Origin of the sequence: Pseudomonas sp. B19125 (genome assembly GCF_044218855.1) — a bacterium.
In the GTDB taxonomy this organism is placed as follows: Bacteria; Pseudomonadota; Gammaproteobacteria; order Pseudomonadales; family Pseudomonadaceae; genus Aquipseudomonas; species Aquipseudomonas edaphica.
Map to the genome: position 1 here is coordinate 3465238 of NZ_CP162589.1, position 20893 is coordinate 3486130.

Here is a 20893-nt window from a genome sequence, read left to right on the forward strand (position 1 = left end):
CCTCAAAAACACCTCAGGCGAACCGCATGCTCGAACGCGCAAAACACTTCTCCATCAAGCAGCTCGCGACCCAGGCCGGCGTGAGCAAAGCCACGGTCGACCGCGTGTTGCACCAGCGCGGCAGCGTGCATGCGCAGACCACCCGGCGCATCGAGCAGGCGCTGGATGAGTTGGAGGCCCAGGAAAAAAACGGTCTGGCGGTGGGGCGCACGTTTCACGTCGATGTGATCATGCACACACCCCAGCGCTTCAGCGCGGCGGTGCAGGCGGCGATCACCGCGCAATTGGGCAGCTTGGCGCCGTTTCGCATCGCGCCGCGTTTTCACCTGTTTGAAGAAATCGAACCCCAGGCCATGCATGACCAATTACTGCGCTGCCTCGACACCGGCAGCCAGGGCGTGGTGCTTAAAGCGGCGGATGAGCCGGCGGTGAATCAGGCCGTCAAGCAGCTGATCGCGGCCGGCATTCCCGTGGTAACCCTGGTCACCGACCTGCCGCAAAGCGAGCGCATCGGTTATGTAGGCATGGACAACCGCACCGCCGGCCAAACCGCGGCCTACCTGATGTCGCGCTGGCTGCCGGCGCAACCCCAGGACGTAGCGGTGGTGATCGGCAGCGAACTGTTCCGTGGCGAAGAAGAGCGCGAGATGGGCTTTCGCGCCTGGCTGCGTGGGCGTGCCCCGCACCTGCGGGTGCTGGATATCAGCGGCGGCTATGGCGTGTACGACCGCACGTTTGAGCGCGTCACCCAGGCCCTCAAGCAACACCCCGAACTCAAGGCGGTGTACAGCGTCGGCGGCGGTAACCGCGCGATTGTCGATGCCTTCACCGCGCTCGAGCGCCCGCTGGAAGTGTTTATCGGCCATGACCTGGACGAAGAAAATCGCCAGCTGCTGCTGGAAGAAAAAGTCGCCGCGATCATCGACCACAACCTGCAGATCGATGCCCGCAGCGTGTTTTTGCACATCCTGCAACACCACCGGCTATGGAAAACCGGGCCGATTGCGCCGTCACAGGTGCAGATCGTGACACCGTTCAACCTGCCGGACTGAAGCTCCCTCAATAACAACGCCAGGAGTTCGACCATGCTACGTATTGCCGTTTTAGGTGCCGGGCGCATCGCCAGGATCCACGCCGCCAACGTCGCCGCTCACCCCAACGCCACGCTGGTGCTGGTGGCCGACCCCTGGCGCGAAGGTGTCGATGCGCTCAGCACACAATTGGGCTGCGAAGCGGCCTATGACTGCGCCGCCGTGCTTGCCCGCCAAGACATTGATGCCGTGGTGATCGGCACGCCCACCGACACCCATATCGACTTGCTGCTGGCAGCGGTGGCCGCAGGCAAGGCGGTACTGTGCGAAAAGCCCATCGACCTGGATATCGCCAAGGCTCGCAGCGCCGCCCAGGCCGTCGAACGCCTGGGCGGCAAGGTGATGCTCGGTTTCAACCGACGTTTTGACCCCGACATGCTGCGCCTGCGCCAAGCGCTGGACGCCGGCCAGATCGGCGCCGTGCGCCAGGTGATCATCACCAGCCGCGACCCCGGCCTGGCGCCGCGTGACTACCTGGAACACTCCGGTGGCATCCTGCGCGACATGACCATCCATGACTTCGACACCGCCCGCCACCTGCTCGGCGAGGAGCCGGTGCAAGTCAGTGCCTTCGCCAGCCGCTTGGTGGACCCGAGCCTGGCCGACATCGACGACTACGACAGTGTGATGGTGCTGCTGCGCACGGCCTCCGGCAAGCAATGCCACATCAACTGCTGTCGCCAGGCGGTGTACGGCTATGACCAGCGCGTGGAAGTGTCCGGCGCCACGGGCGTGCTGCTCACCGACAACCACCGCCCCAGCACGTTGCGCCATTGGAGTGCCGACCACACCGAAGCGCTGGAGCCGTTGCAGCACTTTTTCCTCGAGCGTTACGCGGATGCTTATCGCAATGAGCTAACACAGTTTATTGACGCGCTGAACGCTGGCCGAGAGCTACCGACCAGCGTGCGTGATGGCCTGTATGCCTTGCACCTGGCCGATAGTGCATTGGAGTCGGTGAAGACCGGGCGCAGCGTAGCGGTGCATTACGACCTTTAGCCGAACGTGCCGGTCTGGTCCACCAGACGAATGCTGTCGCGCCCGCCACGCTTGGTTTCGTAGAGCGTGGTGTCGCCTTGTTCGATCAGCGCGGCCAGGCTTGCCGGTGGTTGGTCGAACAGGTTGGCGCCGATGCTCAAGGTCACCGGCGCCGGCGTGGTAAAGGTTTCAGCGGCGACTTGCTGGAACTGTTCACGCAAGCGGCTGCCCAGCTCGACAATCTGCTGGGTCGAGGTGTTGTTCAGTAGAATCAAAAACTCGTCCCCACCCAGGCGCGCAGCTAACGCACTTTGGGGTACGACGCTGCGGATCATCTCGCTGAGGGCGATGAGCAAACGGTCGCCGGCGGTATGGCCGTAGAGGTCGTTGACCCCTTTGAAGTTGTCGATATCGATCAACAGCACGGCGCCTGGCTGGGCCGACGAGACTTGCGCCAACAGGCGGGGCGCTTGCAGGTCAAGGGCGCGGCGGTTGAAGAGCGCAGTGAGTGGGTCGCGGGCCGCCAGCCGCGCGATGTGCTGCTCGCGGCGGTAGCGTTCGGAGCCGGTCATCGACAGCGCGATCAACATGATCGCCATCGCACCTTCCACCAGGGACACCTGGATGATTTCGCCCTTGAAGGCAGCCAGGTCAATCAGTGTGCCGGGGATCATCACTGACAACGCTTTGGCTACATAAAACGCGCCATGGATCAGCAGCACATAGCGCAACTGCACCGCGCCGATGCTGAGTGATTTGCCGTGCGGGCGCAGCAAAAAGCTGGCGCGCAGAGTCGGCGCTGCCACCAGCAGCGACTGCACCGCCAGCATGGCTTTGGACCATGGGAGCTCGGCTGGAAGCATCAGCATTCCCAGCCACACCAGCAGCATCAACAGCCATAGCGGTGAAAGGCGCGCCTGGGTAAAACGCGCCACGCCGAGCAGGAACAGAAAGTGCGCAGTCACCAGCAAGCCGTTGGCGAACCAGATGCCGATCATTAACAGGCCACTGCCGCGCAGCAACGCCAGGGTGGAGCCGACGCTGATGGTCGCAAAACCTGCGGCCCAGAACAGCAGGGAAGCCTCGCGTACGCTGCGCCATTCAATGGCCAGATACAACGCGGCAGCGGCGGCCAGCGCGATGGTCAGAATCAGAATCGTAGGAGGGTCGAGCGTCATGTCGTGCCGGGCTGCCTGGGTGTGCGCTTGAAAATCGGGATTGTAAGCGCACACGCAGGTTTTTCAGAGCATTCCGGCTAATAGCACACGGCCAGCCGATAATCGGCGGGTCAGACGCCTTTGGTCGAAGGCAGCAATATCGTGAGGATGCCCGCCAGCGGCAGGAACGAGCAGATCTTATACACGTACTCAATGCCGTGGTTGTCAGCGAGCAAGCCCAGCAGCGCAGCACCAATGCCGCTGAAGCCGAACATCAGGCCGAAGAAGATACCGGCGATCATGCCCACATTGCCCGGCACCAGTTCCTGGGCGAAGACCACGATGGCCGAGAAGGCCGAGGCGATGATAAAGCCGATGACCACGCTGAGTACGGCGGTCCAGAACAGGTCGACGTAGGGCAGGGCCAGGGTGAAGGGCGCCGCGCCGAGGATCGAGAACCAGATGACTTTCTTGCGCCCGATCTTGTCGCCAATCGGGCCACCGGCGAAGGTGCCCACCGCCACCGCGCCAAGGAACAGGAACAGGTACATCTGCGAACTGGCCACCGACAGCTGGAACTTCTCGATCAGGTAGAACGTGAAGTAGCTGGTCAGGCTGGTCATGTAGAAGTATTTGGAGAACACCAGCAGCGCCAGCACCACCAGGGCAAAGGTCACGCGGCCTTTGGACAGGCCATGAGTGGCCTTGCCGCCTTGCTTGAGCTTGAACAGGTTGAGGTGGTTGCGGTACCAGCGGCTCAGGCCGTACAGCACCAGAATCGCAAACACGGCGAACAGCCCGAACCAGGCGATATGGCTCTGGCCGTAAGGAATGATGATCGCCGCCGCCAGCAATGGGCCGAAGGCGCTGCCGGTGTTGCCGCCGACCTGGAAGGTCGATTGCGCCAGGCCATAACGCCCACCGGAGGCCAGGCGTGCGACGCGCGAGGTTTCCGGGTGAAAGGTCGACGAGCCGACGCCCACCAGGGCCGCCGCCAGCAAAATCGCCGGGAAGGTGCCGACAAACGCCAGCATCAGAATGCCGATCAAGGTGCACACCATGCCGGCCGGCAACAGCCAGGGCTTGGGGTGGCGGTCGGTGTGGTAGCCGATCCAGGGTTGCAGCAGCGAGGCGGTCAATTGGAAGGTCAGGGTGATCAGGCCCACTTGGGTGAAACTCAGCCCGTAGTTGGCCTTGAGCATCGGGTAGACCGAGGGCAGCACGGCCTGGATCAGGTCATTGATCAGGTGGGCCAAGGCGCAGGCGCCGAGGACGCGCATAACCAAGGGGCTCACTTGGGGTGTAGTGGTTGCAGCGGCGGGTGACGCGGTAACGGTCGTCATGCAGGCATTCCATACAGGGCAGCAAACTGAGGTGGCGAGTACTTGAGCCCGGCACCCATTTCTAATTGTTTCGGCGGTTATGCTAAATTCGGTGCCAATGCCTGTCTCACGAAATTCGGGAGGCAACTGTCGCAAAAAGGGCGAAATGATCAAACCACTGAATGAATTTTTGCAGGAAATCGACGCAGGCGACTGGGCTGTCATCAGTTCCGCTACCGATTACCCCGAAAACTGGGTGATCCCCGAGCATAGCCACGAAAAGCACCAGTTACTCTACGCCATCGAGGGCGTGATGGTGGTGCACTCGGCGCACAACCAATGGACGGTGCCGTCCAATCGTGGCTTCTGGATGCCTTGCGGGCAAGTCCACTCGCTGCGCTGTGTCGGCCCGTTGAAAATGCGCAGTGTGTTTGTGCGCCCCGATGCGTTCCCGAACCTGCCGACCGAGACCAAGGCGGTGAGCGTTTCACCGTTGCTCAGTGAGCTGATCAAGGCGTCGGTGAGTTTGAAACCGCCGTATGCCGAGGACTCACGCGATGCGCGGATCATGCACCTGATCCTCGATGAGCTGGCGATTCTGCCGGCCTTGCCGCTGTCGTTGCCGCAGCCCGGCGACCCGCGTATCAACCGGATTTGCCTGGCGCTGCAGCAGGATCCCGGGGATGCGTCGACGGTGGAGGATTGGAGTGGGCGCCTTGAGCTGGACCAGAAGACCATCCAGCGTCTGTTTCGCAAGGAAACCGGGTTGACCTTTGGCCAATGGCGCCAGCAGGCGCGCTTGCTGCTGGCGCTGGAGCGGATTGCGGTGGGGCAGAAGATTATCGATGTTGCCATCGAACTGGGCTACGAGAGCCCGAGCGCCTTTACCAGCATGTTCAAGAAACAGTTTGGCAAGACGCCGAGTCAGTTTTTCAGGTAGGGCGGCAGGCCATCAACCCCGGCGCTGAGTGCCGCGCGGCCAGGCCTGCCAGCAGCGCGGCAACCCCCAGCGTGGCTGCGCTCAGTTCAAAGGTGGCCTGATAACCGCTGTGGTCGAACGCCACGCCACCGACAGTGGCACCGGCAGTAATCGCCAATTGAATGATTGCCACCATTAATCCACCGCCGGCCTCGGCATCGTCCGGCAACACGTGCGCCAACCAGGTCCACCAACCCACCGGCGCGGCGGTTGCCACGAAACCCCAGCAACCGAGTAACACGGCTGTGGTGATCGGCGAGCCGCCGAAGGCCACCAGAGCCACGGCGATCACCGCCATGATCAATGGAATGGCAATCAGCACAGGATACAGGCGGTTTTTCAGCATGCGCTCTATCAGCACAGTGCCCGCCAGCCCGGCCAGGCCGAGCACCAACAGCAGCAACGAGAGTGTGGAGGTACTGACCCGCGTGGCGCTTTCCAGAAACGGACGCAGGTAAGTGAACAGCATGAACTGGCCCATGAAAAAGCCGCTGATGGCGAGCATGCCCAGGGCCACAGGCGTCTGTTTGAACAAGCGCAGCACATTGCCAGTCTTGGCCTGGCCTTGCACCTTGATCGCGGGCAAGCTGAACAGCAGCCATAGGCCAGCCGCTACCGCCACCGGTACGACGCAGAAAAATGCGCCACGCCAACCGATCAGTGCGCCGAGAAAACTGCCCAAGGGCGCTGCGATCACCGTCGCCAGTGCGTTGCCGCCATTCACGATCGCCAACGCGCGCGGTACTTGGGCCGTGGGCACCAGGCGCATGGCGGTCGCCGCCGACAGCGACCAGAAGCCGCCGATGGCCACGCCGATCAGCGCGCGACCGAGCATGAACGTCAGGTAGTTCGGTGCCAGCGCCACCACGGTTCCAGACAGGATCATCAGGACGGTCAACGCCAACAGCAGACGCTTGCGCTCAACCCGCGCAGCGACGGCAGCGATGACCAGGCTGGTGAGCAAGGCGAACAGACCGGACACCGAGATGCCTTGGCCGGCCTGGCCTTCGGAAATCTGCAGGTCGGCGGCCAACGGCGTCAGCAGGCTTACCGGCATGAACTCAGAGGCCACCAGTGCGAACGCCGCCAACGACATCGCAAACACCGCGGCCCAGCTATGCATCTGTGATTTATCGGGCATTATTTCAAGTGGCCTTTGAAGAAAGTGGCGAGTCTGTCGAAAGGGATCAGATCGACCAGGTCGTAAAGATCGACATGGCCTGCGCCCGGGATAATCAGCAGTTCCTTGGGCTCGGCCGCGCGTTGGTAGGCGTCTTCACTGAATTCACGTGAGTGCGCGTCGGCGCCGGCGATCAATAACAGCGGGCGAGGGGATAGCGTCTCGATATCGTTGAAGGGGTAGAAGTTCAGGAACTTCACGTTACTGGTCAGGATCGGCCGCGTGGTGGTTTGCAGCGAGCCGCCGACGGGTGTGAATTCGCCGCGCGCCGTACGGTAGAAATCGTAAAACTCATCACCCACCGCATCGCCGGTGAGGGTGGCTGGCGTGCCGCCGGTGTAGACGGTCTCGCCGCCCTGGAATTCCACATAACGCTGGTTGGCGGCCTGGCGCAGCAGCTGCTGACGTTGCGCCAGCGTCACGCTATGTTTGAGGCCATTGCGGTTGGCCGCACCCATGTCGTACATGCTCACGGTAGCGATTGCCTTAAAGCGTGGGTCAATCTTCGCGGCGGCAATGGCGAAGCTGCCACTGCCGCAAATACCGATCACACCGATGCGCTCGCGATCAACTTGCGGGCGGGTACCGAGGAAATCCACGGCAGCGCTGAAGTCCTCGACGTAGAGGTCGGGCAGCACCGCATTGCGTGGTGAGCCTGCGCTATCGCCCCAGAATGACAAGTCCAGAGACAAGGTGACGAAGCCTTGTTCGGCCATTTTGGTGGCGTAGAGGTCTGCGCTCTGCTCTTTGACGGCGCCCATCGGGTGCCCAACCACAAGGGCTGGGTTTTTTGCGCCGGGGGCGAGGTTTTTCGGCATGAACAAATGGCCCGCCACCGCCATGCCGTACTGGTTGTTGAAGGTGACGTTTTGCACCGTCACTTTGTCGCTTTTGTAGAAGTTGTCAGCACCGTTGGACATATCGGCTCCCAATGAAGAAAAAGACGTCAGCAGCACGCTCAGGGCGAGCAAAAGGCTTTTCATGGCGTGATCCCGGATAAGGTTGGTCCGCGCATTTTCCCGGCATGGACCGGCGTTCTGTAGTGCGTTCCAGTGGATTACTTGCCTGATCCTCTGAGTCTTGTGGGTTGTCGGTGACACTTGCTTGGTGTGCGCGGTACAGTTCGGTCACGCGTTAAAAGAGCCTTTTATGACGATTAATCCATTGCCCCTGGACGCCTTGATCCAGGCGATCAACGCGCAGGTCACGGCGCCCGGCGATTACCCCATGCCAGTCCCGGGCCTGGGCTTTTATCGGCGTGAGCAGCCGGCAGCGCCGGTGGTGTGCATGGTCGAGCCGTGCGTCGTGCTGGTCGCCCAGGGTGAAAAACAACTGTGGGTCGGCGGTGAAGGCTACCCCTATGACCCGACGCGGTTTCTGCTGACGTCTTTGGATATCCCGGCCAACTCCGAAGTGCTGGTTGCCAGCCCGGCCCGGCCCTGCCTGGGCCTGACCTACAAACTGGACCTGCACATCCTCGCCGAGCTGATCGCCCAGAGTGAGTTGCCGCCCACTCGGGAGCGGGCAGTGATGAAAGGGGTGGGAATCGGCACGGTCACCGAAGGCATGCTGGCAGCGTTCGCACGCTTGGTCGCTTTGCTGGACGAACCCGAGGCGATCCCGGTACTCGCGCCGTTGATTCAGCGTGAAATCCATTACCGGCTGTTAAAGACCGACCAGGCCGGGCGCCTGCGCAGGATCTGCGCCGTTGACGGGCAGGGCTATCGGATCGCCAAGGCGATCGATTGGCTGAAGCTCAATTACACCGCGCCGTTGCGGGTGGAGGAGTTGGCGGCGCGGGTGCAGATGAGCGCTGCCACCTTTCATCATCACTTTCGTCACCTGACCGCGATGAGCCCTTTGCAGTATCAGAAATGGCTGCGCTTGAATGAAGCGCGGCGCTTGATGCTCAACGAACATCAAGACGTGTCCAGTGCGGCGTTCAAGGTGGGTTATGAAAGCCCGTCACAGTTCAGTCGCGAGTACAGCCGGCTGTTCGGTGTGCCACCCAAGCGCGATATGGCCACCTTGCGCGGCAAGCTCACTGATCAACCGCGTTCAAGTTAGCGAAGAAAATACAGCCGATCAGCCGCGCAAACAGGCTCAGGGTTTCCGGCAGGTTGGGGTCTTCAAACAGCATCGCCCGCGAATCCAGCGCGCACAATGCGCCGAACAGGCGCCCATCAGGCAGGAAGATCGGCGCACCGGCGTAGCTTTCGATGGCGAACTGCTTGACCACCGGGCGCGCGGCGAAGCGGCCGTTGTGGCTGATCTGCGGGATGAACAGGGTCTGCGGGTTGATGCAGAACTCACTGCACAGTGTGGTTTCGAGGTCGAGCACGTCGTCGACATGAATGCCCATGTCGGCCGTGTCGTGCACCGAGCAGACGACCCACTCAAGGTCAGTGAATTTGGCGATGCCGGCAAAGCGCATGCCGGTCAGGCGGGTAACCAGTTGCAGGATGCTGGTAGTGGCTTCTATTTCGGCGATGGCAGCGCGTTCGTCGGCGCTGAGTAGCGAGTGTGCTGCGGTGACGCTTGGAACCATGCTTAGGCACTCCAAAGGCATGGCGGCAGGGGCCGCCACGCCAGGTCAGTAGTCAGTTGATGCGTGGGTGCTGCTGCACCAGGTTCTGGCGCTTGGCTTCCAGTTCGGCAATCTGAGTGTCGATGTCTTCGATCTTCTGCTCGATATTGTCGTGGTGCTCTTGCAGTATTTCCTTGGCTTCTGCCATGTCCGAGGCCGCAGGCGCGGCGCCGCGCAGTGGCTTGTTGGCGGTTTCCTTCATGGTCAGGCCCGTGATCAAGCCGACCACGGCAAACACCATCAGGTAGTAGGCGGGCATGAACAGGTCGTTGGTGCTTTCCACCAGCCACGCCACGGCGGTGGGGGTGACACCGGCGATCAATACCGAGACGTTGAACGCACTGGCCAGCGCGCTGTAGCGCAGGTGCGTGGGGAACATCGCCGGCAGGGTCGAGGCCATCACGCCGATAAAGAAGTTGAGGACCACCGCCAGGATCAGCAGGCCGGCGAAGATCAGGCCGATCTTGCCGCTGGTGATCAGCATGAACGCCGGAATGGACAGGAACAGCAGGCCCACGCTGCCGGCGATGATGAAGGGCTTGCGGCCGATCTTGTCACTGACAAAGCCGATAAATGGCTGCACGAACAGCATGCCGACCATGATCGCGATGATGATCAGTACGCCGCTGTTTTCTTTGTAATGCAGGTTGTGCGACAGGTAGCTGGGCATATACGTGAGCAGCATGTAGTACGTCACGTTGGTGGCCGCGACGATACCGATGCAGGTCAGCAGGCTGCGCCAATGCTGGGTCGCGACTTCCTTGAACGAGACTTTGGGGCCGTGGGTCAGGCCCTGGCGGTCGCCTTGTTCGAGCTTGTCCATGTGCTGCTGGAAGGCCGGGGTTTCTTCCAGCGCGTGACGCAGGTACAGGCCGATGATGCCCAGGGGCAGGGCGAGGAAGAACGGCAGGCGCCAGCCCCAGGCCTCGAAGTCAGCTTCACCGAGGATCGTCGAGATCAGTACCACGACGCCGGCACCGAGCACAAAACCGGCGATGGAGCCGAAGTCCAGCCAGCTGCCAAGGAACCCGCGTTTACGGTCCGGTGCATATTCGGCGACAAAGATCGAGGCGCCGGTGTATTCACCGCCCACCGAGAAGCCCTGGGCCATTTTGCACAACAGCAGCAGGATCGGCGCCCAGATGCCTATCGAGGCGTAGCCGGGGATCAGGCCGATGGCGAAAGTGCTCAGGGACATGATCACGATGGTGGCGGCCAATACTTTCTGCCGCCCGTATTTGTCACCCAGGGCACCGAAGAACAGGCCGCCCAGCGGGCGAATCAGGAAGGGCACGGAGAAGGTACCCAAGGCAGCGATCATTTGTACGCTGGGCGAGGCGTCGGGGAAGAACACCTTGCCGAGCACATAGGCGACGAACCCGTAGACACCAAAGTCGAACCACTCCATGGCGTTACCCAGTGCGGCGGCGGTGATCGCCTTGCGCACCTTGGTATCGTCGACGATGGTGATGTCTTTCAAACCGATGGGTTTGACGCTTTTCTTACGTAATTTCATGCGGGTCACTCTAAAACTGAACAGGGGAGGTGCCATCGTTGCGATGGCACCGCTCTGTCAGTTCAGATACAAGCCGACATGAAATAATTCACCTCTATTTGCGTTTTTTTGCTGATGCGTTGAACTTCATGGCATCAACAAGGAATTATGCGCATGCCTGACACCCTCTCACGGCTGATCTACCGCAAGCCCGAAGCCAACGATGTGCAGCGATTGTTCGCGATCTTCGGTGACCCGCAGACAAATATGTTCAACCCTGCAGGGCCGATGGCCAGCCTGGAGCACGCCCAGCGTGTGCTCAACCATTGGCTCGAACAGTGGGCCGCCCAGGGTTATGGCTGGTGGGCGATCGCCCGTAAGGAGCAGCCTGGGCACCTCATTGGCTTTGGCGGCATAGCGCCGCTTAATTACCTGACCGAGCGGCGCATCAACCTGGGTTATCGCTTCGCCGTGGAGGCGTGGGGGCAGGGCTACGCCACCGAGCTGGGTCGGGATGCGCTGGCGCTGGCCTTCCAAACACTGAATCTGCCGGAGGTTTTCGGTCTGGTGCGACCCGATCATGCGGCTTCGATCCGTGTGTTGGAAAAGCTAGGCATGCAGCCCTACGGCCTGCTCGACGATGTACCGGGCAAGGCGCCTAGCCGGGTGTTTCGCGTTTGTCATCCTACAACCGCTTTGAACTGATTGTTTATACGCCCAAGTAATACCTGAAGAAACGGCAATATTTCAGATTGACACCGCCAAGGCGCCCGGCTATAAAAGTCGCAGTTGTACGACGACATATGACGTTACATATGTCCTATCTAACAAAAATAAAAAGTGATGCCATGAATTTGAATGAGCCCATCAACGCCCACCGCGTCGGCCAGGCCGTCGGCAACTATCGCTGGACCATCTGCGCGATGTTGTTCTTTGCCACCACCGTCAATTACCTCGACCGCCAGGTGCTCAGCCTCTTGGCGCCGCAACTGTCGACGCAATTTGGCTGGAGCAACACCGATTACGCCAACATCGCTGCGGTGTTCCAGTTCGTTTATGCGATTGCCATGCTGTTTGCCGGGCGGTTTGTCGACAAGATCGGCACCAAGGCGGCCTATGTGGTGGCGATTGCCATCTGGTCCACCGGCGCGATCATGCATGCGTTCTCGGTGCCGATGGGCGCGGGGATTGCCTCGCTCAGCGCCGCCATCGGCCTGGCGGTGATCCCGGTATCGATTGCTGGCTTTATGCTCTCCCGCGCCGTGCTGGCGATTGGCGAGGCGGGCAACTTCCCCATCGCGATCAAGGCTACTGCGGAATATTTCCCGAAAAAAGAACGCTCCCTGGCCACCGGCATCTTCAACTCCGGCGCCAACGTGGGTGCAATCCTCGCGCCGATCTGTGTGCCGCTGATTGCCGGCATGTGGGGCTGGGAAGCCGCGTTTATCGTGATCGGCATGCTCGGGTTTGTGTGGGTGGCGGTGTGGTCGATGCTCTATGAGAAACCGGAGCAGCAAAAGCGCTTGTCCGCCGAAGAACTGGCCTACATCCGCAGTGACCAGACCGTACAGCCTTTCGCGCCTGAGCCTGTGGGGGCGACGCCGAAAAAAGTCTCGTGGTTCAAGCTGCTGACCTACCGCCAGACCTGGGCGTTCGCCTTCGGCAAGTTCATGACCGACGGCGTGTGGTGGTTTTTCCTGTTCTGGCTGCCCACGTACCTGTCGGCGCAATACAACATGAAAGGCGCGGATATCGTGATGCCGTTGGCCGTGCTGTACAGCATGACCATGGTCGGCAGTATCGGCGGCGGCTGGTTCCCCAGCTACTTTATGGCGCGCGGTGATGCCCCGTATGACGGCCGCATGAAAGCCATGCTGGTGATCGCGCTGTTCCCTCTGGTGGTGCTGTTGGCGCAACCGTTCGGTTACCTGAGCTTCTGGGTGCCGGTGTTGTTGATCGGCGTGGGCGCCTCGGCGCACCAGGCGTGGTCGTGCAATATCTTCACCACCGTGTCGGATATGTTCCCGCAAAAAACCGTGGCGTCGGTGGTCGGCATCGGCGGTATGGCGGGCGGCCTGGGCGGTGTGGTGATGACCAAGATCGGTGGCTGGGTGTTCGACTACTACAAGTCCATCAACGACATTCACACCGGCTATATGATCATGTTTGCGATTTGTGCCTTGGCGTACCTGGTCGCGTGGAGCGTGATGAAGGCGCTGGTGCCGCGGCATAAGGAAATCACTGACCTGTAAACCCGTCCCCTGTGGCGAGGGCGCTTGCTCCCGTTGGACTGCGTAGCAGTCCCATGCTCTTGAAGCAAAGAGCAGGGGCCGCTTCGCAGCCCAGCGGGAGCAAGCTCCCTCGCCACAGTGACAAGGTTCAACGGCGGTTACCGATTGCGTGTCACCCGCCAAACGGTGTTGGCCAAGTCGTCAGCAATGATCAGCGCACCTTTGGGGTCGACCGTCACGCCCACCGGGCGGCCACGGGTCTTGCCGTCGTCGCCACGGAAACCGGTGGCGAAATCAATCGGTTCGCCAGCCGGCTTGCCGTTGCTGAACGGTACGAAGATCACCTTGTAGCCCACCGGGTTGTCGCGGTTCCAGCTGCCGTGTTCGCCGACAAACACGCCGTCGGCGAATTGTTCACCCATGGCCGGTATCGAAAAATCCACGCCCAGTGCCGCAACGTGCGAGCCCAGGCTGTAATCCGGCTTGATCGCGGCCGCCACTTTCAGTGGGTTCTGCGGTTGCGCGCGGGGGTCGACGTTCTGGCCCCAGTAGCTGTAGGGCCAGCCGTAGAAGGCGCCTTCGCGCACTGAGGTGAGGTAGTCCGGCACCAGGTCGGGGCCGAGTTCATCGCGTTCGTTGACCACCGTCCACAATTGCCCCGAGCCCGGCTGAATGGTCAGTGCGGTCGGGTTGCGCAGGCCGGTGGCGTAGGGCTTGTGCGCGCCGCTGGCTGCGTCGATCTGCCAGACCATGGCGCGGTCGATCTCCACTTCCATGCCGCGCTCGGTGATGTTGCTGTTGGAGCCAATGCCCACATAGAGCTGGCGCCCGTCTTCGCTGATGGCCAGGGATTTGGTCCAGTGATGGTTGATCTGCGCCGGCAGGTCGATGATTTTGGTTGGCGCGCCGCTGGCTTTGGTCTGGCCGTCGGTATAGTCGAAGCGCACCAGGGCATCCTGGTTGGCCACGTACAGCTTGCCGTCGGCGAAAGCCAGGCCATAGGGCGCGTTGAGGTTGTCGGCAAACACGGTCTTGAGCTCGTAGTTGCCGTCACCGTCGGCATCGCGCAGCAACGTGATGCGGTTACCGCTCTTGACCTTGGTGTTGCCCTGGGCCTTGATCACGCTGGCGATTACGTCCTTGGGCTTGAGTTTGGCCGCACTGCCGCCACGGCCTTCGGCAACGAGAATATCGCCGTTGGGCAGCACCAGCGTCTGGCGTGGAATGGCCAGGTCGGTGGCGATGGCCGTGACGCTGTAGCCTTGCGGCACCGTGGGTTTTTGCTCGCCCCAGGGTGTCGGCTCGGCAATCTTCATGCTCGGCAGCAGGCTGCTTTGTTGCTCGGGCAGTTTGGGATCTGGACCGCGTGCCTGGGTTTTGTCGCCGGCGTCGCCACACGCGCTCAGCAACAGCGCTGCGCTCAGCAAGGTCAGCGTATTGAGTGGGTTCATTTGGCAGCTCCCGAGCGCAGGTTGGTCAGGCCGACCCATGTGGCAACAATCGCCAGAACCGTCACGATCACCGACAGTACCAGGCCAACAGGCATCATGGCGTAGGCGTCCTTGGCATGCTGGAAGGCGTTGACCAGCCCGAGTCCCCAGGTGATCAGCAACAGCAGGAAGTACGCGGCGGGGCGTCCGCCTTTATGCTCGGCGCGCACCAGGTTGACCAGCGCGAACAACAATGCAAAGCCACAAAACACCAAGGCACCGGCGATCAGCCAGGACGCGAAGTTGGCCCATTGGATCTGATAGGTCTGGCCGTAGGCGATGTCACTGAGCAACGTGCCCAGAAACAACGGCACGGTGCCGGCCAACAGGGTCGAGTGCAGCGGGCCAGGCCTGACGAGTGGGTAGGCGGGAAGGGTGGTCATGGGGTCGCGGCTCCTTGTTTTATCCAACGCCCCGGGGCGGGGCAGCGCATAGGGAAGGAGCGTAGAGCCTGGCGGATAGTTCAGCGCAATTCGTGTCGAAATATTATTTCAGGGTTTGACAGCGCCTCAACGGGTCCACACATAGCGCACCTCTTCCAGCGTCACGCCACCGCGCACCAGCGTGCGACGGCTACCCGGGTCTTCAGTGCCGCCAAAGCGTGTATAGAAACGTACGGCTCTTTGGTTGGCGGCTAAAACCCATAAGGAAATGCGTTTATAACCCTGTTCAACCAAACGTTGGAAACCCGCCTGCCACAATTGCGCGCCGATGCCGTGACCCCAGTAGTCCGCCAACACGTAGATAGCCATGACCTCTCCCGATGCGACCTCAGGCGTGTCCGTATCCCGGCAAAGGCCCAGCGACAGCCAGCCGATAACGTTGCCATCCACTTCGGCGACTAATACGCCAGCGTCTTGGCTTTCAATCAAGCGCGCCCAGTTAGCCTCTTTCTGCGGCAGTGTTGTGCTCAGCGAGGCCAGAAAATCTGCTGGCATCAGGTCTACATAAGCCTGTTGCCAACTGCTCACATGCACCTGGGCGATCTGCTTGGCGTCCTTGGGCAATGCATCGCGAATCATAACCATCCCTTGTCGGTAATTTATCGAAACCAGGGTGCCCATTCACTGTTACAGAATAGGTTCTCATTATGCAGAGCCCTGAAAACTGGCATGCTTCAGGGCCTGACAAAAGGAACCCTGTCCATGCCAACCCTGCACCTGCTGTGCGGCAAGATCGCCTCCGGCAAATCCACCCTGGCCAACACTTTGGCCGCTGAACACGCCGCCATCCTGTTGAGCGAAGACCATTGGCTCGCCACCCTTTACCCCGGTGAAGTCCTCTCGATTGCCGATTACGTGAGCTGCGCCCAGCGTATTCGAGGTGTGCTCGGGCCGTTGGTGATCAACGTGCTGCGATCGGGCATCAGCGTTGTGTTGGACTTCCCGGCCAATACGCTGGCTAATCGCGAGTGGCTGCTGAGCTTGGCCCAGGCTGCGCAAGCGCCGCACTGCCTGCACTATCTGGAGCTGGATGACGCCACCTGCCGCAGCCGTTTACAGGCGCGCAATGCCCAGGGCGAGCATGATTTCGCCGCCACCGACGCCGAGTTTGACCTGATCACCCGCCATTTCTGTGTGCCGAGTGAGGCGGAAGGCCTGGTGATCGAGGTGCATCACCCATGAGTACGGTGACCGGTGTGGATGCCCAGGGCTGTGTGCTGACGCTGGGCAATGCCGCCTTCCAGCCTGAGTTTGAGCCGCTGCTGGCGGATGTCATCGCCAGCCTCTCCCAGTCCGGGCTGGACGGCATTTATGTGTATGGCAGTGTCGCCAGGGGCGAAGCCAGCCCAGGTGAGTCGGACCTGGACCTTAGCCTGATTCTGCTCGAACCGCCGGATGCACAGGTATTGGCACACTTGGAAACGCTGCGCCAGGCGCTGGAGCAACGCCACCCGGTGGTCACCAAGATTGACTTCGATATCGGCCACCGCGCCGAAGTACTGGCGCCCGAAAATGCAAATAAATGGGGTTTCTGGCTCAAGCATCATTGCCGTTGTGTGTGGGGCGAGGATCTTTCGCTGCGCTTTGAACGCTTCCAGCCTTCGCGCGAAATCGCCCTGGCGTTGAATGGTGATTTTGAATCCGTGTTGAGCGGCTATCTCAACCTCATCCATCAGGCCAATACCCCAACCGAGCGCCTGCGGCTGCAACGCGAAGCGGCTCGCAAGCTGATTCGAGCGACCAACATATTGCGCGGCCCCGACGCGCCCTGGCCGTACACCCTCGAAGAGCACGTTGCCTTGTTCGTACAGCATCACCCCGCGATGCGCATCCAGATCGCGTATTTCCTGTTCGAGGCGCGAAACCCGAGTGCCGTGGGCGAGCCCTTCAGCGTGCGACTGCAAACCTTTATCGACTGGATGGTTTCACAGCAGGTATAGACAGCAGGTATAGATAGGTAATTTGGCACTCAGGCTCACTTTACCTACGCTGCGCACATCAGGATTTAAAACGCCCCACCAAGCCATTCAGCTCCTGCGACAGGCTCGATAACCGCCCCGAATCATCCTGCGCAGCATTGGCCAGGCTCTCCACCAACCTTGCCTCGTCATAAATCTGCTGGATATGGCGGTTGATCTCTTCGGCCACGCTGTGTTGTTCCTCGGCGGCGGCGGAAATCTGCAGGTTCTGGTCGCGGATCTCGTTTACCGACAACTGGATGCCCTCGAAACTGTCCCGCGCGTTTTCGATGGACGACACGCTGGCGCGGGACAGGTCCAGGCAACTGCTCATCTTCTGGGTGACTTCTTCGGTCTTGCTGCCGAGGGTGCCGAGCAACTGCTCGATCTCGCCGGTGGAGTCGGAGGTGCGCTTGGCCAGTGCGCGCACTTCGTCGGCCACCACGGCAAAACCACGGCCCTGATCACCGGCGCGGGCGGCTTCGATGGCGGCGTTGAGGGCCAGCAGGTTGGTCTGCTCGGCGATGGCGCGAATAGTGCCGAGGATCTGGTTGATGCTGCGGCTGCCGGCTTCCAGCTCGACCATGGCCTGGGATGACTCGGTCAGGCGGCGGCCCAGGCGGTTGACGTTATCGGTGGTGACTTCGATCTGCTGTTTGCCTTCGGCCACACGGCGATGGCCGTTCTCGGCCGACTCCGCCGCGCCGCTGCACGAGCGTGCGACTTCGTTGGCGGTGGCGACCATTTCATTGAACGCGGTAGACACCAATTCCACCGCCTCACGCTGGCGCCCGGCGGCTTCGTTCATGTTGTGTGCCACTTCACTGTTGACCCGTGACGCGTCCTGAAGATTGGTGGAGGCCGCGCCAATATGCTGGATCAGTTGACGGATTGCGGCGAGGAATTTATTGAACCAGCCCGCCAGCTCGGCAGTTTCATCCTTGCCCTGTACTTGCAGCTCATGGCGCAAATCGCCTTCACCCTGGGCGATGGACTGCAAGCCGGTGCTGACCTGGCCGATCGGTTTGACGATCACCTTGGAAAACGCCGCGGCGATCAGCCCGAAGATCAGCACCAGCACGGCCACGATTGCCGTGGTCAGGTAGGTCATGCGCGTCGCCGCTGCCATGACTTCGTTGTATTCGATCAGCCCCACATACCGCCAGCCCAGGCCCGGCGAGGTCCACACGTTGGCCATGTAGCGCACGCCGTCGATGACCACCTCGGTTGAGCCCTGGGGCGTCTCGGCCAGGTGCGCATAGGGCGCGCCGAGGTCCTTGAGCGGCTTGAAGTTGTGCGCGGCGTTGCGCGGGTCGACCAGCACCACGCCGTCTTCGATCAACATCACGTAGCCGCTTTCACCCAGCTTGATGCTCTTGAGCAATTCGGTGAGGTTCTTCAGCGACACGCTGACCACGAACACGCCCTTGGCCTTGCCGCTGCTGTCGAGCAGCGCACGTGCGGTGCCCACCAGCGCCACATCATCCTTGTCGTAGTAGTAAGCGGGTGTGCGCACGGTCTTGTTGGGGCTGGCCATGGCAGCCTTGTACCAGGGGCGGGTGCGCGGGTCGTATTTGGCCAGTTGTGGGTCATCGGGCCATTTGGCGTAGGTGCCGTCTTCGAGGCCAATGGACAGAATCGCAGCGGAAGGGTGGGTGGCGCCAAAACGGGCAAACTGGTCGATTACCTGCTGCGCCTGGGCGGGCATTGGCTGACTCGCGGCGTTTGCAGGCTGATAATCTTTTAGAGTGTTCACTGAAGTGTATACAGGATCAGCGGACATTTGATCGACGTTCTGCAAGGTGCCGTCGAAGAATTGCCGGATATTGCCATCGATCTGACGTATTTCGCGGGTGCTGCCATCAATAAACTGATCGACCGCCTGAGTCCGCGTGTTCATGACGGAGATAACTGCAACCAGGCTAACCGGGATAAAGGCGACAGAGACGAACGCGAGGACGAGCTTGTTTTTTATTTTCATCGAGACGACCACCGGGCGAAGAGGCGATTTGATATCACTGACTGTCTCGGCCCGAGGGTTATAAAGCTTTAGCTTTATTTTGTGTACAACAAAAAATGTTTTTGTCCTGAAAATTTAACCATGCCCAAGCATGGGGCCCGCCAGGTTGAAAGTGTTGAGCCCCGTGGTGTTTTCACCGTTAAGATGCCATCGATATTTTTTCATTAAGGATGATGCATGCCACTGATCACGGAACGTGTCGCACTGGCCCGCAGCGGTGCCAACGATAAAGTCATCTGCCGCATGGCCTCAGGTTGGGCGGTGATGGGCGATGCATAGAAATAATCTGGTCCCGGAATTGATGGTGACTGACCTGAACCGCAGCCTTGAGTTCTGGGTCGGTTGTCTGGGGTTCACGGTGGCTTATCAGCGCCTGGAAGACGGCTTCGCGTATCTTGACCTGGACGGCGCTCAGGTGATGCTTGAACAAGTCGACCCACTCGCCAGTCAATGGCTCACGGGGGCGTTGGAACGGCCGTTCGGGCGCGGCATGAACCTGCAAATTGATGTCGTGGCGGTACATCCGGTTATTCAACGGCTGGAGAGGGCGGCCTATCCCGTGTTCAAGGCCTGCAAAGACGTGTGGTACCGGGCAGGCGAGGTCGAGGTTGGGCAGCGCGAGTTTCTGGTACAGGACCCGGATGGTTATCTGGTAAGACTGGTAGAGCGGCTTGGTGAAAGGACGAGAGACAATGCGTGAGCGCAAGGCGGCACGCCTTTTGGTGATCAGCCCGGCTCGAAAAGTGCTGCTGTTCCGGTTCGTCCACAAGGACGGGGCACTGGCCGGCAGGAATTACTGGGCGACGCCCGGCGGCGGTGTTGAAGCCGGGGAAACCTTTCACACCGCTGCGATCCGTGAGCTGCGCGAAGAGACCGGCATTGTGGTCAGTGACGTACAAGCGCCGGTAGCAGATCGCCGATTTGAGCTGATGCTACCCAGTGGTGAAACGGTGTTGGCCATTGAGCAGTACTTTGTTGTGCAGGCGCAAAACGAGCACCTGTCGCGAGACGAATGGACAGTGCAAGAAGCCCAGGTCATGGCGGATCACCATTGGTGGTCCACCGAGGCGCTGCATTCGACGGCAGACACGGTATGGCCAGAAGGGCTTATCGACATGCTCGCGCAGGCAGGCGTTTTTTAAAGCATGGCCAGGATATCGGCAGTGGCTGTGACCCTGGCGTAATCCATCGCCAGGTTGCTGAGCGACAGTGCATGCACATCCTCGGCAGGCCAGAGGCGGCCCGATAAATCGGCTTGATCAAAGGTGTAGCAGGCGTCCGCCGCCACTGTTACCTCAAAACCCAGGTTGCCGCCGGAGCGCGCCGTAGACTCGACAGAGTTGTTGGTGATCACCCCAACGATCACCAATTGCCGGATCCCACGCACATGCAGCCAACGCTCCAGGCCGGTGGCGGCGAACGCATCCGGGACGTTTTTTTCCACCACATGCTCATGCTTGAGCGGTGCCAGTGCCGGCTGGAACTCACAGCCCGGTTGGCCCGGCCAAAACACCGAGCCTTCGCTGCGGGACATGTGCCGCACATGCACCACGGGGCGATTGGACTGCCGCCATGCACGCTGCAGGTGCTGTATCTGCACCTCGGCGTCGGGGTTATTGCGGCGCCCCAGCGTGGGGTCATTCATGCCTTGCTGCATGTCGATGATCAACAACGCGGCGTTTGTGGCTAGCGGTTCCATGGCACATCCTTTAGCTGGATCAGGCGCGAAACATAGCAGCGATTGGGCGTGCTTAAACAGGTCTATTGTTCGAAGCTCATTTGCACGATGCACATCGATCCAAAGTGGGAGCTGGCTTGCCTGCGATAGCGGTCTATCCGTGCATACATCGGTGACTGACCCATCGCCATCGCAGGCAAGCCAGCTCCCACAGTCGCCGATACTCCCATCGAGCGCTGGTGCCTTCAATCGCCGTGTGAACCTTGCGCTACGGCTTCGTAAGC

At 60.8% G+C, this 20893-nt stretch carries 22 protein-coding genes; 11 read left to right on the forward strand and 11 right to left on the reverse strand.

The features are described from left to right. The first annotated feature begins 26 nt into the window (after window positions 1-26). Together AB4P96_RS15725 and iolG are read left to right on the forward strand one after the other, a co-directional pair. Window positions 27-1052, forward strand: coding sequence for a LacI family DNA-binding transcriptional regulator (locus AB4P96_RS15725; protein ID WP_099549639.1), 1026 nt, complete (start codon window positions 27-29; stop codon window positions 1050-1052). 33 nt (window positions 1053-1085) lie between these two features. Then, on the forward strand, window positions 1086-2090 hold the full coding sequence (gene iolG, locus AB4P96_RS15730; RefSeq protein WP_099549640.1) for an inositol 2-dehydrogenase: 1005 nt from the start codon (window positions 1086-1088) through the stop codon (window positions 2088-2090). Here the strand turns inward: iolG and AB4P96_RS15735 are convergent. After that, on the reverse strand, window positions 2087-3247 hold the full coding sequence (locus tag AB4P96_RS15735) for a GGDEF domain-containing protein (RefSeq protein ID WP_017138959.1): 1161 nt from the start codon (window positions 3245-3247) through the stop codon (window positions 2087-2089). The genes iolG and AB4P96_RS15735 overlap by 4 nt on opposite strands. Before the next feature lie 110 nt (window positions 3248-3357). Next, a complete protein-coding gene (locus tag AB4P96_RS15740) occupies window positions 3358-4569 on the reverse strand; it encodes an MFS transporter (protein ID WP_395599755.1) in 1212 nt (403 codons plus the stop codon). A 97-nt stretch (window positions 4570-4666) separates the two neighbouring features. Here AB4P96_RS15740 and AB4P96_RS15745 point away from each other — a divergent pair, with 97 nt between their 5' ends. Next, on the forward strand, window positions 4667-5488 hold the full coding sequence (locus AB4P96_RS15745; protein WP_065931628.1) for a helix-turn-helix domain-containing protein: 822 nt from the start codon (window positions 4667-4669) through the stop codon (window positions 5486-5488). Here AB4P96_RS15745 and AB4P96_RS15750 read toward each other — a convergent pair. After that, window positions 5481-6668 carry an MFS transporter gene (locus AB4P96_RS15750; protein WP_395599756.1) on the reverse strand — a complete coding sequence of 396 codons (1188 nt, stop codon included), beginning with the start codon at window positions 6666-6668 and terminating at the stop codon, window positions 5481-5483. The genes AB4P96_RS15745 and AB4P96_RS15750 overlap by 8 nt on opposite strands. Further along, entirely contained in the window at window positions 6668-7690 is a 1023-nt protein-coding gene (locus AB4P96_RS15755) for an alpha/beta hydrolase (protein ID WP_395599757.1), read from the reverse strand. The genes AB4P96_RS15750 and AB4P96_RS15755 overlap by 1 nt, the downstream gene beginning before the upstream one ends. A 166-nt stretch (window positions 7691-7856) precedes the next feature. Here AB4P96_RS15755 and AB4P96_RS15760 point away from each other — a divergent pair, with 166 nt between their 5' ends. Beyond that, window positions 7857-8774, forward strand: coding sequence for an AraC family transcriptional regulator N-terminal domain-containing protein (locus AB4P96_RS15760; protein WP_395599758.1), 918 nt, complete (start codon window positions 7857-7859; stop codon window positions 8772-8774). Here AB4P96_RS15760 and AB4P96_RS15765 read toward each other — a convergent pair. Both AB4P96_RS15765 and proP read right to left on the reverse strand, forming a co-directional pair. Continuing rightward, window positions 8749-9255 (reverse strand): GAF domain-containing protein, encoded by a 507-nt coding sequence (locus AB4P96_RS15765; RefSeq protein WP_177033224.1) that lies wholly within the window; start codon window positions 9253-9255, stop codon window positions 8749-8751. The two genes, AB4P96_RS15760 and AB4P96_RS15765, sit on opposite strands and share 26 nt — an antisense overlap. 52 nt (window positions 9256-9307) lie before the next feature. Then, a complete protein-coding gene (gene proP / locus AB4P96_RS15770; RefSeq protein WP_017138953.1) occupies window positions 9308-10810 on the reverse strand; it encodes a glycine betaine/L-proline transporter ProP in 1503 nt (500 codons plus the stop codon). Between the two features lie 153 nt (window positions 10811-10963). Here proP and AB4P96_RS15775 point away from each other — a divergent pair, with 153 nt between their 5' ends. Both AB4P96_RS15775 and AB4P96_RS15780 read left to right on the forward strand, forming a co-directional pair. After that, a complete protein-coding gene (locus tag AB4P96_RS15775; RefSeq protein WP_017138952.1) occupies window positions 10964-11494 on the forward strand; it encodes a GNAT family N-acetyltransferase in 531 nt (176 codons plus the stop codon). 143 nt (window positions 11495-11637) lie between these two features. Beyond that, the gene (locus AB4P96_RS15780; RefSeq protein ID WP_099549644.1) at window positions 11638-13041 is read left to right on the forward strand and encodes an MFS transporter; all 1404 of its coding nucleotides are present in this window, start codon (window positions 11638-11640) and stop codon (window positions 13039-13041) included. Window positions 13042-13178: 137 nt separating this feature from the next. Here the strand turns inward: AB4P96_RS15780 and AB4P96_RS15785 are convergent, their stop codons facing one another. From AB4P96_RS15785 to AB4P96_RS15795, 3 genes are all read right to left on the reverse strand, one after another. Further along, window positions 13179-14471 (reverse strand): PQQ-dependent sugar dehydrogenase, encoded by a 1293-nt coding sequence (locus tag AB4P96_RS15785; protein WP_395599759.1) that lies wholly within the window; start codon window positions 14469-14471, stop codon window positions 13179-13181. After that, window positions 14468-14893, reverse strand: a complete 426-nt coding sequence (locus AB4P96_RS15790; RefSeq protein WP_017138950.1) for a DUF2231 domain-containing protein — start codon at window positions 14891-14893, stop codon at window positions 14468-14470. Before AB4P96_RS15790 ends, AB4P96_RS15785 begins: the two co-directional genes overlap by 4 nt. 126 nt (window positions 14894-15019) lie before the next feature. Further along, entirely contained in the window at window positions 15020-15532 is a 513-nt protein-coding gene (locus tag AB4P96_RS15795) for a GNAT family N-acetyltransferase (protein WP_395599760.1), read from the reverse strand. 123 nt (window positions 15533-15655) lie between these two features. Here AB4P96_RS15795 and AB4P96_RS15800 point away from each other — a divergent pair, with 123 nt between their 5' ends. Then, window positions 15656-16135 carry an ATP-binding protein gene (locus tag AB4P96_RS15800; RefSeq protein ID WP_236447656.1) on the forward strand — a complete coding sequence of 160 codons (480 nt, stop codon included), beginning with the start codon at window positions 15656-15658 and terminating at the stop codon, window positions 16133-16135. Then, window positions 16132-16893: a nucleotidyltransferase domain-containing protein gene (locus AB4P96_RS15805; protein ID WP_017138947.1), complete on the forward strand. Its 762-nt coding sequence runs from the start codon at window positions 16132-16134 to the stop codon at window positions 16891-16893. The genes AB4P96_RS15800 and AB4P96_RS15805 overlap by 4 nt, the downstream gene beginning before the upstream one ends. Window positions 16894-16951: 58 nt before the next feature. Here AB4P96_RS15805 and AB4P96_RS15810 read toward each other — a convergent pair whose 3' ends face one another. Then, a complete protein-coding gene (locus tag AB4P96_RS15810; RefSeq protein WP_225932994.1) occupies window positions 16952-18811 on the reverse strand; it encodes a methyl-accepting chemotaxis protein in 1860 nt (619 codons plus the stop codon). On the opposite strand from AB4P96_RS15810, the gene AB4P96_RS15815 reads away from it, so the two are divergent. The 3 genes from AB4P96_RS15815 to AB4P96_RS15825 all read left to right on the forward strand — a co-directional run bounded on the left by AB4P96_RS15815 (window position 18695) and on the right by AB4P96_RS15825 (window position 20073). Then, window positions 18695-18964 (forward strand): hypothetical protein, encoded by a 270-nt coding sequence (locus AB4P96_RS15815; RefSeq protein WP_395601009.1) that lies wholly within the window; start codon window positions 18695-18697, stop codon window positions 18962-18964. The genes AB4P96_RS15810 and AB4P96_RS15815 overlap by 117 nt on opposite strands. 238 nt (window positions 18965-19202) lie before the next feature. Beyond that, window positions 19203-19631, forward strand: coding sequence for a VOC family protein (locus AB4P96_RS15820; RefSeq protein ID WP_169986247.1), 429 nt, complete (start codon window positions 19203-19205; stop codon window positions 19629-19631). Next, a complete protein-coding gene (locus AB4P96_RS15825; protein WP_017138943.1) occupies window positions 19624-20073 on the forward strand; it encodes an NUDIX hydrolase in 450 nt (149 codons plus the stop codon). The genes AB4P96_RS15820 and AB4P96_RS15825 overlap by 8 nt, the downstream gene beginning before the upstream one ends. On the opposite strand, the gene AB4P96_RS15830 is transcribed toward AB4P96_RS15825, so the two are convergent. Beyond that, window positions 20070-20630: a cysteine hydrolase family protein gene (locus AB4P96_RS15830; RefSeq protein WP_017138942.1), complete on the reverse strand. Its 561-nt coding sequence runs from the start codon at window positions 20628-20630 to the stop codon at window positions 20070-20072. The two genes, AB4P96_RS15825 and AB4P96_RS15830, sit on opposite strands and share 4 nt — an antisense overlap. Between the last annotated feature and the right edge of the window lie 263 nt (window positions 20631-20893).